This window comes from Deltaproteobacteria bacterium, from assembly GCA_011375175.1.
Classification (GTDB): domain Bacteria; phylum Desulfobacterota; class GWC2-55-46; order GWC2-55-46; family DRME01; genus DRME01.
In genome coordinates, this window is record DRME01000115.1 from 1 (window position 1) to 8,927 (window position 8,927).

Here is an 8,927-nt window from a genome sequence, read left to right on the forward strand (position 1 = left end):
CCCCAGACCCCCTTCAAAGACTTTCAATACGAGTTGGTTTCCCCCTGTTTTGCCAGGCAAAACAGGGGGAAACCAACTCGCGTTAAAAGTTTTTGGAGGGAGTCTGAGGGAACCTTTTTACAAAAAGGTTCCCTCAGGGCAATATAACTTGCCTGCGGCGGGCTGAAGGTATAAAATGGCGGAAATCGAAAGCAAAGGAGTGTCTTTTCCATTATGTCCAGGCGGTTTCTCGACGCTCTCGGGGAGCGTCCCCTCGTCTTCGACGGCGCCACTGGTACCATGCTCCAGCGTCTCGGTCTCGAGCCCGGCGGTTGTCCCGACGAGCTCAACATCTCGCGGGCCGAGATGGTTGCAGAGGTCCACCGCGCCTACATCGAGGCGGGAAGCGACGTCGTAACGACCAACACCTTCGGAGCGACGAGGGTGAAGCTACGCGAATACGGCCTCGAATCGAGGCTCGCCGAGATCAACGGGGCGGCGGCCCGCAACGCAAGGCGCGCCGCGGGAGCGCGGCGCTTCGTCGCCGGCTGCATGGGACCCACGGGCCGCTTCGTCGAGCCGGTGGGCGACATGGAGTTCGACGAGGCGGTGGATATCTTCACCGAGCAGGCCCGTGCCCTCAAGGACGGCGGCGTTGACCTCTTCATCATCGAGACGATGATGGACATCAAGGAGTTGAAGGCCGCCGTCATGGCCGCCCGCTCCACGGGACTTCCGGTGGCGGCCACAATGACCTTCGACGAGTCGATGCGATCCGTTCTCGGCACGCCGCCCGAGGCCTTCGCCGCCGTGGCCTCATCGCTCGGAGCCGCCCTCATAGGCGCCAACTGTTCACTCGGAGCCGACGGCATACTCAGGGCCGTGAGGGCCATGGCCGACGTCACCGACACCCCGCTCATAGCCCAGCCCAACGCCGGCATACCGGTGCTCAAGGGCGGGGAGACGGTCTTTCCGGCCACTCCCGAAGAGATGGCCGAGTACGCGCCCAGGTTCGCCGCCGCGGGCGTGCGGGTGCTGGGCGGCTGCTGCGGCACCACGCCGGAGCACATAAGGGCCATGGGCTCGGCCTTCAGGGCCCTCGAGACCTACAGGCCCGCCCGCCGCCCCTTCACCGTCCTTGCAAGCCGCACCGGGGCGGTGACGCTCGGCGGGGGCGGGAGGCCCGTGGTCATAGGCGAGCGCATAAACCCCACGGGCAAGAAGGCCTTCTCCGAAGAGATAAAGGCCGGGGGCACGGCCCTTCTCAGAAAGACGGCGCGCGAGCAGGAGGGGTCGGGAGCCGACATACTGGACGTGAACGTGGGGGTGCCCGACATCGACGAGGCCGCCGCCATGAGGCGCGCCGTCTTCGCCGTGAACGACAACTGCGCCCTGCCCGTCGTCATCGACACCTCCGACATGGCGGCCATGGAGGCGGGGCTTCGGGCGGTGGACGGAAAGCCGCTCATAAACTCGGTGAGCGGCGAGGCGAAGAAACTCGACGCCGTCATACCGCTCGCCCGCCGCTACGGCGGGGCGCTCCTGGGGCTCACGCTCGACGACGACGGCATACCGGAGAGCGCCGCGGGGCGGCTGCGCGTGGCCGAGAAGATACTCGAACGCGCCGAAGCGGCGGGGCTGGCCAGAGAGGACCTCGTGATCGACCCGCTCGCCCTTACGGTGAGCGCCGACCCGAAGAGCGCCGTCACCACCGTCGAGGCCATAAGGCTCATCAAAGAGGAACTGGGCCTCAACACGGTGCTCGGCGTGAGCAACATCTCCTTCGGCCTGCCCTCCCGGCCCGTCGTCAACGCCGCGTTCCTCACCATGGCGCTGGCGGCGGGCCTGGACGCGGCCATCATGAACCCCAACAACCAGGCCATGATGGACGCCTTCGCCGCCTCGCTCCTGCTGCTCGGCCACGACGAGCGCGCAGAGCGCTACATAAGGCGCTTTTCCGGCGCGGCCGCGCCGGCGGCCGGGGGCGGCGCAAAGGCGGCGGCGAAGGACCTGCCGCCCCGGGGTCTGAAGGAGCGCATATCGCGGGCCGTCGTCGAGGGAGACGAGGAGGCGATAACGGGCCTCGTGGAAGAGGCGCTCGCCGAGGGGTGGGACCCCTTGCGGATAAGCAACGAAGCGCTCATACCGGGCCTCGAGGAGGTGGGAAGGCTCTTCGCCTCGAACCGCTACTTCCTGCCCCAGGTCATACTCTCGGCCGACACGATGAAGCGCGCCTTCGAGCGCCTCAAAAAGGAGATCGCCGGGCGCAAGGGGCCCTCCATCGGCCGCGTCGTAATGGCCACCGTCGAGGGCGACATCCACGACATAGGCAAGAACATCGTCACCACCCTCCTCGAGAACCACGGCTTCGAGGTCTACGACCTGGGCAAGAACGTTCCGGCCGACAGGATCGTGGAGGAGGCGCGCCGCCGCGACGTCCACATCGTCGGGCTCTCGGCGCTCATGACCACGACGGTCATGGAGATGGACAACGTGCTCAGGAGGCTGCGCGAGGCGGGTGTCAAGGCCAAGACCATCGTGGGCGGAGCGGTCGTGACGGCCGAGTTCGCAGAGCGCATCGGCGCCGACGAGTACGGCGGCGACGCCCTCTCGGCCGTGGAGAAGATGAAGCGGCTCGTGGCCGAGGCCGAGGCGGCCGGATAGGGCCCTGAAACGGCGGGGCCCACGGACGCCGGGCGACCTTCGACGGGTTTTGCGGTGGCCATGGAGGTACGCATAGAGTCGCTCGCCTACGGCGGCGACGGCATAGCAAGGCCCGGCGGGGCCGTCGTATTCGTGCCGTACACGGCGCCCGGCGACAGGGCGGTCGTGGAGGTGACGGCCGAGAAGAAGGGCTACAGGCGCGCGCGGCTCATCGAGATCACCGACCCATCGCCCCTTCGGACCGCCCCGCGCTGCCCGCTCTTCTCCCGCTGCGGCGGCTGCCACCTCCAGCACATGGCCTACCAGGCCCAGCTCCGCTGGAAGTCGGCGATCCTGGAGGAGACGCTGCGGCGCATAGGCCGGATCGACTGTCCGCGGCCCGAGCCGCCCGTCGGCGCCGGGCACCCCTTTCACTACAGAAGGAAGGCCCGATTCCACATAGAGGCCGGGAAGTGGGGGTTCTTCGCCCCGGGAAGCCATGACGTAGTGGACATGGAATCGTGCCCGCTGCTGCACCCGGCGCTGAACTCGCTCCTGGGCACCTTCAGGACCGTACTCGCTCCCCTTGCCCCTGACTCGGGGCTCCACACCCTGGAGATCGCCCTCGCCGCCGACCCGGCCGTCTCGGCGGCGCTTGTGCGCATGGAGGGCCGCAACGGGCAGGCCGTGAGCGACGCCGTGGAGTGTGTGCCAGGACTGCGGGGCTTCGAGGTGTGGTCGGCTCCCCGCCGGAGACGGGGAAGAGGGGCGCAAAGGGGACGAAGGCTGGAGAGGCGGGGCGAGTTGACCCTTGAGAGCAGGGTCGGCGGTCTTGCGCTGCGCCGCCCCGCCGGATCATTCGCCCAGGCGGGGGACGAGCAGAACGAGCGGCTCGTCGGACTCGCCGCCGCCTACGCCGCGCTCACGGGCTCGGAAGTGCTCGTCGATCTCTACTGCGGCTGCGGAAACTTCACGCTCCCCCTATCCGCCGGAGCTTCCGAGGCGGCGGGCATAGAGCGCGACGGCGCCGCCGTCAGGGCGGCCGTAAAGAACGCGCGCAGAGCGGGGCTCTCGGCGGTGCGCTTTTTCAGGGCCGACGCCCTGCGGTGGCTGCGCGGGGAAGAGGGGACCAAACTTCTTGAAAACAGGAAGCCCCGTGTGGTACTATTGGACCCGCCCAGGACGGGATGCGGCGTGGTTGCCGAGGCCGTGGCCGAACTCGCCCCGGAGCGTATCGTATACATATCGTGCAGCCCGCCGACTCTTGCCAGGGACGCGGCGATCCTGGCCGACAGGGGCTACCGCCTCGAAAGGGTCCGAATGGTAGACATGTTCCCCCAGACCTACCACATCGAGGCCGTCGCGCTCTTTCAGAGAAGATGACCAGGAGGCTTGCAGGCCCCCGGCCGCTCCCTCGAGGCCCGGGGACGGGGACCGGGGGACAAACTTAAGGAAATTCTGATTTATTACCCTGAGGGAACCTTTTTGTAAAAAGGTTCCCTCAGACTCCCTCCAAAAACTTTAAACGCCCTGCGGATCACCCCGATTTTGCAAGCAAAATCGGGGTGATCCGCAGGGAATTAAAAGTCTTTGAAGGGGGCCTACTGGCCGCGCCGGCTGCCTCGGGGGGGCTGTACCGGGGGTTCGGGCCGCAAAGGCGTAAAAAAATCCCGCCTGGCGCGGGCCGAACCCCCGGTACAGCCGAAGATCCGAATAACATACGATGGGGCAGGGGGGGAAACGTGGACCTATGGCCCTTCTACAGAAAGTTTCCCCCAGGGTAATTAAGCAGAGCTTCCTTAACCAAACGGGTACCCGATGAAAAAACTCCCCATCATAAAACAACTGGAAGAAGAACTCGAGAAGGTGACGCGCGAGTTGCGCGTCGAGGTCCCCAAGGAGCTGCGCAAGGCGGCGGCACATGGAGACTTGCGCGAAAACGCCGAGTACGAGGCGGCGAAACAGCGCCAGTCCTTCCTCCAGGCCCGCCTCTCGCACATCACGTCGAGACTCAACTCCCTCGCTTCGCTGAAGCTCGACAACATCCCCCGCGACGTCGTGGGCTTCGGCTCGCGCGTCGAACTGGAAGACCTGAACACGGGCGACGCCGTCACATACGAGCTCGTGACCCCCGAAGAGGTGGACCCGAGAAACGGCAAGATATCGGTGAGCTCCCCGATAGGCCGGGCGCTGCTCAACAAACGGGAGGGCGACGAGATCACGATAAAGCTCCCATCGGGCCTGAAAGAGTACGAACTGACCAAGCTCACGACCCTCCACGACATCCTCTTCGAGGAGTAGCCGGCTCTCCGGGAGAGACCTCCGGTCCGCGCCCTTGCCGTTGCTCTCCCGAAGAGAAGCAGCCGCGGTTCCCGAGGAAGCTCTGATTAATTACCCTGGGGGAAACTTTCTGTAGAAGGGCCATAGGCCCACGTTTCCCCCAGACCCCCTTCAAAGACTTTCGATACGAGTTGGTTTCCCCCTGTTTTGCCAAGCAAAACAGGGGGAAACCAACTCGCGTCAAAAGTTTTTGGAGGGAGCCTGAGGGAACCTTTTTACAAAAAGGTTCCCTCAGTGCAATAAATCAGAGTTTCCCTAAAGCTTCACCACGGGGACGCCGAAGTATCTTCCATGGAATGTCGCATGTATCGAGGAGACTCGGATTAATCGTCCGGGGGACCCTTTGGCCGGGAAGGTTCCATCGGGACAATCGATCCGAGCTTCCCTGTGAGAAAGGGGGAAGGTGTGGGCAGCATAATATTTCTCGCCGCAGTAATCATCGTGATCCTCTGGGCCATAGGGGCCTACAACGGCCTTGTGACGCTGAAAAACCAGGTGGAGAACGCCTGGCGGCAGATAGACGTGCAGCTCAAGCGCCGCCACGACCTCATCCCCAACCTGGTCAACACCGTCAAGGGCGCTATGGAGTTCGAGAGGGAGACGCTCGAGCGTGTCATGGAGGCCCGCAGCAAGGCCCTCTCGGCGTCATCGGTAAGAGACAAGGGGCTTGCCGAGAACATGCTCACCGACGCCCTCGGCAAGCTCTTCGCCCTCGTCGAGAACTACCCGGACCTCAAGAGCAACCAGAACGTCATGGCCCTTCAGGAAGAGCTCACCTCCACGGAAAACCGCGTGAGCTTCGCCCGCCAGTTCTACAACGACCTGGTCGCAAAGTTCAACACCAAGCAGGAGGTCTTCCCCAACATGATAATCGCCTCGATACTGGGCTTCAGCAAGGCCGACTACTTCCAGGCCGAGCAGGCCGCCAAGGCGGTCCCCGAGGTGGACCTGAGCCTCAAGTAACGCCGGCCGCGCCGGGTCTGCGCCCGCCACCCCCTCCCCGCGGCGCAAGACGCCGGGCAAGACCGCGCCATGACCGACATCTACTCCCAGCAGAGACGAAACAGACGCACGACCATCGTCCTCATGGCCGCCTTCGTCGTCCTCATCGTCTCGCTGGGCCTCTCGATAGACATCTACAACGCCGGCGGACTCGATGGGCTGCGCTTCCCGGCCGCCACCGCCGCCGCCTTTCTCATCTCCGCCGTAAACCTCGTCGTCTCCTTCTACCTCGGCGACAGACTCGTCGTGAAGAGCCTCGGCGCCCGCCGTCCCGACATCAAGAACCCCTCCCACAGACGCCTCCACAACGTGGCCGTCGAGATGGCGCTCGCCTCGGGCACGCCCATGCCGAAGCTCTACGTCATCGACGACCCCGCGCCCAACGCCTTCGCCGCCGGCAGGGACCCGGAAAACGCCGTCATCGGCGTCACCGGGGGCCTTCTCGACATCATGGACCGCGACGAGCTCCAGGCCGTCGTTGCCCACGAGTTCGGCCACATACGCAACTACGACATCAGGACCATGACGGTCGTCGCCGTCTGTGTGGGCACGGTGGCCGTGCTCTCCGACTGGGCCGTGAGGACATGGCGTTACGGCGGCGTGGCGTCGAGGCGCAGGAAGGGAGCCCACCCGCTCGTCCTCATCCCCATGGTCGTGCTCGTGCTCCTCTCGCCGCTCATCTCGAGGATAATCGCCATGGCCGTCTCCAGGAGCCGCGAGTACCAGGCCGATGTGAGCGCGGCCGAGTTCACCCGCAATCCGGCGGCCCTTGCGAGGGCCCTTGCGAAGATAGCCCACTCGACGATCCCCGTCAAGGGAGTGCACCGCGGCACGGCCCACCTGTTCATACACGACCCCATGAGGCGCCGCCTCGACGACAAAGAGGGCCGCTACGCCGAGCTGCTCGCCACACATCCCCCCATAAAAAAGCGCATAGAGAGACTCGAGAAGATGGCCTACATCTGGTCCAGGACCGGCAAGTCAACCGGCGGGGCTCCATGAGTTCGGGCGGTGGAGAGCGGTCCATGAGGTGTCCCCAGTGCGGCGGGGCGCTGAAGGAGGTCTTCCAGGAGGCGATCTACGGCCGCGTGCTGCTGCTCGACCAGTGCGGCGGCTGCGGAGGCGTATGGTTCGACAAGTGGGAGCTTCTTTTGCTCACGGAAAAGGCGGCGGCCGAGCTCGAGGCCGTGGACCTGAAGGCGCTCAGGACGGCCCGCGCCCACAGGGCGGGCGACGGCAAGTGTCCCCGCTGCCTCTACCGCGACCTCAAGGTCTTCAACGACCCCAACCTCCCCGACGACGCCAGCATAAAGCGCTGCCCCGTCTGCTGCGGGCTCTGGCTCAACCGCGGCGAGATGACCCGCTACGCACGCTTCCGGGCCGAAAAGACAGCCGCCCTCGGAAAGGGCGCACGGAGAAAGAACATGATACTCGCGGACCGGCCCGGCGGACCCCCGGAAAAAGGCGCGCCCCTCGTAAAGGAGGCCGATCTCCACACCCTGCGCCGCCTCCAGCGCGCAATCAAGCCCATGGGAGTCGACGGCGGCGCGGCCGACCACGACCCGCCCGCTCCCCGCGAAGTCCTCAGGGACGGGGCGTGGATCGTCCTCCAGTCGCTTGTGCGATACTTCTGGTGAGGGCCGCGGCAATGCCGGACGGGGGGCGCGGCAGCGAAATCCCGGTCCATACTCACACTCTTCAATCAAAAATGAACGCGGGGCGGGCCCTGAAGCCCGCCCCGCCCCGCGTGAAAGGGTCCTTGGACGAAAACCTGAGATTCCGTAGTTACAGCCGTAAGAGATGTCCCGGCGACAGGGCGCCTCAGTGACGCGAATACGTCTGGCCCGGCATCATGAGCTGGAAGTTCGCCAGCCCCTCCTCGGCCTTCACCCTCTTGAAGAAGTCACAGGCCATGCACGACGCTTCTTTCTGGGCGAAGCTGCCCTGCACCTCGCCGCCGCAGAAGGTGCCGGTCACGGCCCAGCATATGCGGCCTCCGTTGGCGCCGCTGTTGAGCCCCTGCGCCCTCTTCTCCGTCGCGGCCGGACAGACGCCGAGCTCCGCAACCTTCGCGCCTCCCGGCTCCCTGCCGCACTTCTTGAACTCCCAGCAATTCTGACGTGGCATAAGCCGCCTCCTTTCCTGGAGTTTGAACGCAGGACCCTCTCATCCCGTCCTCGACAAAGCCCGCGCCCCGCCGCGGGGCCCGTCACGGCAGACCGCCGGAACGGGGCGCAGGGGGGACCGGGCGAAGACTTCCGTATCAATGCCCGCCGGAACGCAGTCAGCCGCCCGTCGTCCCCCATCATGCCAGAATATCTATGGTGTTCCTGAGAGTCTCGTCGTAAGTCTTTATGGCCGCCGACACGGCGTCCACCTGGCGGCGGGCGGTAATCTGACCGACCGCCTCGCGGGCGTAGTCGACGTTCGACGCCTCCACCGGACCGAGGCCTGGCTTCTCGTATACCGGTCCCGGCGAGACGTCGTTGGTGATCGTCACGGTCACCGCTCCGCCCGCCCCTTCACGCTGCGAGGCCGCCTTCGCCTTGTAGCCGTCGGTGTTCGCATTGGCGGTGTTGCCGGCCGATATATCGAGCGACTTCCGGGCCGCCTGGAGCGACGACAGCAGGGATGCGACGGAGTAGATCATGATGAAAACCTCTACGGAGCGGACGCTCGGTCCATAAGGACGGGCCCAGCCATGCCCCCTTGCACCGGGACTGCCCGCGCAGCGGCGGCCGGGGAAAACTTTCTGTAGAAGGGCCGCAGGCCCGCGTTCCCCCCGGCCCCATCGTATGTTCTTCCGATCTCCGGCTGTACCGGGGGTTCGGGCCGCGCCAGGCGGGATTTTTACGCCTTTGCGGCCCGAACCCCCGGTACAGCCCTCCGAGGCGGCCGACGCGGGCCGACCCCCTTCAAAGACTTTGAATTCCCTGCGGGTCATCCCGATCTTGCAAGCAAAA

At 65.4% G+C, this 8,927-nt stretch carries 8 protein-coding genes; 6 read left to right on the plus strand and 2 right to left on the minus strand.

Going from position 1 to position 8,927, the window contains the following annotated elements:
* The first annotated feature begins 213 nt into the window (after window positions 1-213).
* The 6 genes from ENJ37_09370 (at window position 214) to ENJ37_09395 (ending at window position 7,601) form a co-directional block, all read left to right on the plus strand.
* Window positions 214-2,643 carry a 5-methyltetrahydrofolate--homocysteine methyltransferase gene (locus ENJ37_09370; protein ID HHL40702.1) on the plus strand — a complete coding sequence of 810 codons (2,430 nt, stop codon included), beginning with the start codon at window positions 214-216 and terminating at the stop codon, window positions 2,641-2,643.
* 60 nt (window positions 2,644-2,703) lie between these two features.
* Window positions 2,704-4,005, plus strand: a complete 1,302-nt coding sequence (locus tag ENJ37_09375) for a class I SAM-dependent RNA methyltransferase (protein HHL40703.1) — start codon at window positions 2,704-2,706, stop codon at window positions 4,003-4,005.
* Between the two features lie 435 nt (window positions 4,006-4,440).
* Window positions 4,441-4,923 carry a transcription elongation factor GreA gene (locus ENJ37_09380; GenBank protein ID HHL40704.1) on the plus strand — a complete coding sequence of 161 codons (483 nt, stop codon included), beginning with the start codon at window positions 4,441-4,443 and terminating at the stop codon, window positions 4,921-4,923.
* Window positions 4,924-5,367: 444 nt separating this feature from the next.
* Window positions 5,368-5,925: a LemA family protein gene (locus ENJ37_09385; protein HHL40705.1), complete on the plus strand. Its 558-nt coding sequence runs from the start codon at window positions 5,368-5,370 to the stop codon at window positions 5,923-5,925.
* Window positions 5,926-5,994: 69 nt separating this feature from the next.
* Window positions 5,995-6,966, plus strand: a complete 972-nt coding sequence (locus ENJ37_09390) for a hypothetical protein (GenBank protein ID HHL40706.1) — start codon at window positions 5,995-5,997, stop codon at window positions 6,964-6,966.
* Window positions 6,963-7,601, plus strand: coding sequence for a hypothetical protein (locus ENJ37_09395; GenBank protein HHL40707.1), 639 nt, complete (start codon window positions 6,963-6,965; stop codon window positions 7,599-7,601). Before ENJ37_09390 ends, ENJ37_09395 begins: the two co-directional genes overlap by 4 nt.
* Window positions 7,602-7,785: 184 nt before the next feature.
* Here ENJ37_09395 and ENJ37_09400 read toward each other — a convergent pair whose 3' ends face one another.
* Window positions 7,786-8,091, minus strand: coding sequence for a hypothetical protein (locus ENJ37_09400; GenBank protein ID HHL40708.1), 306 nt, complete (start codon window positions 8,089-8,091; stop codon window positions 7,786-7,788).
* A gap of 178 nt (window positions 8,092-8,269) precedes the next feature.
* Window positions 8,270-8,908: a hypothetical protein gene (locus ENJ37_09405; GenBank protein HHL40709.1), complete on the minus strand. Its 639-nt coding sequence runs from the start codon at window positions 8,906-8,908 to the stop codon at window positions 8,270-8,272.
* Window positions 8,909-8,927: the final 19 nt, after the last annotated feature.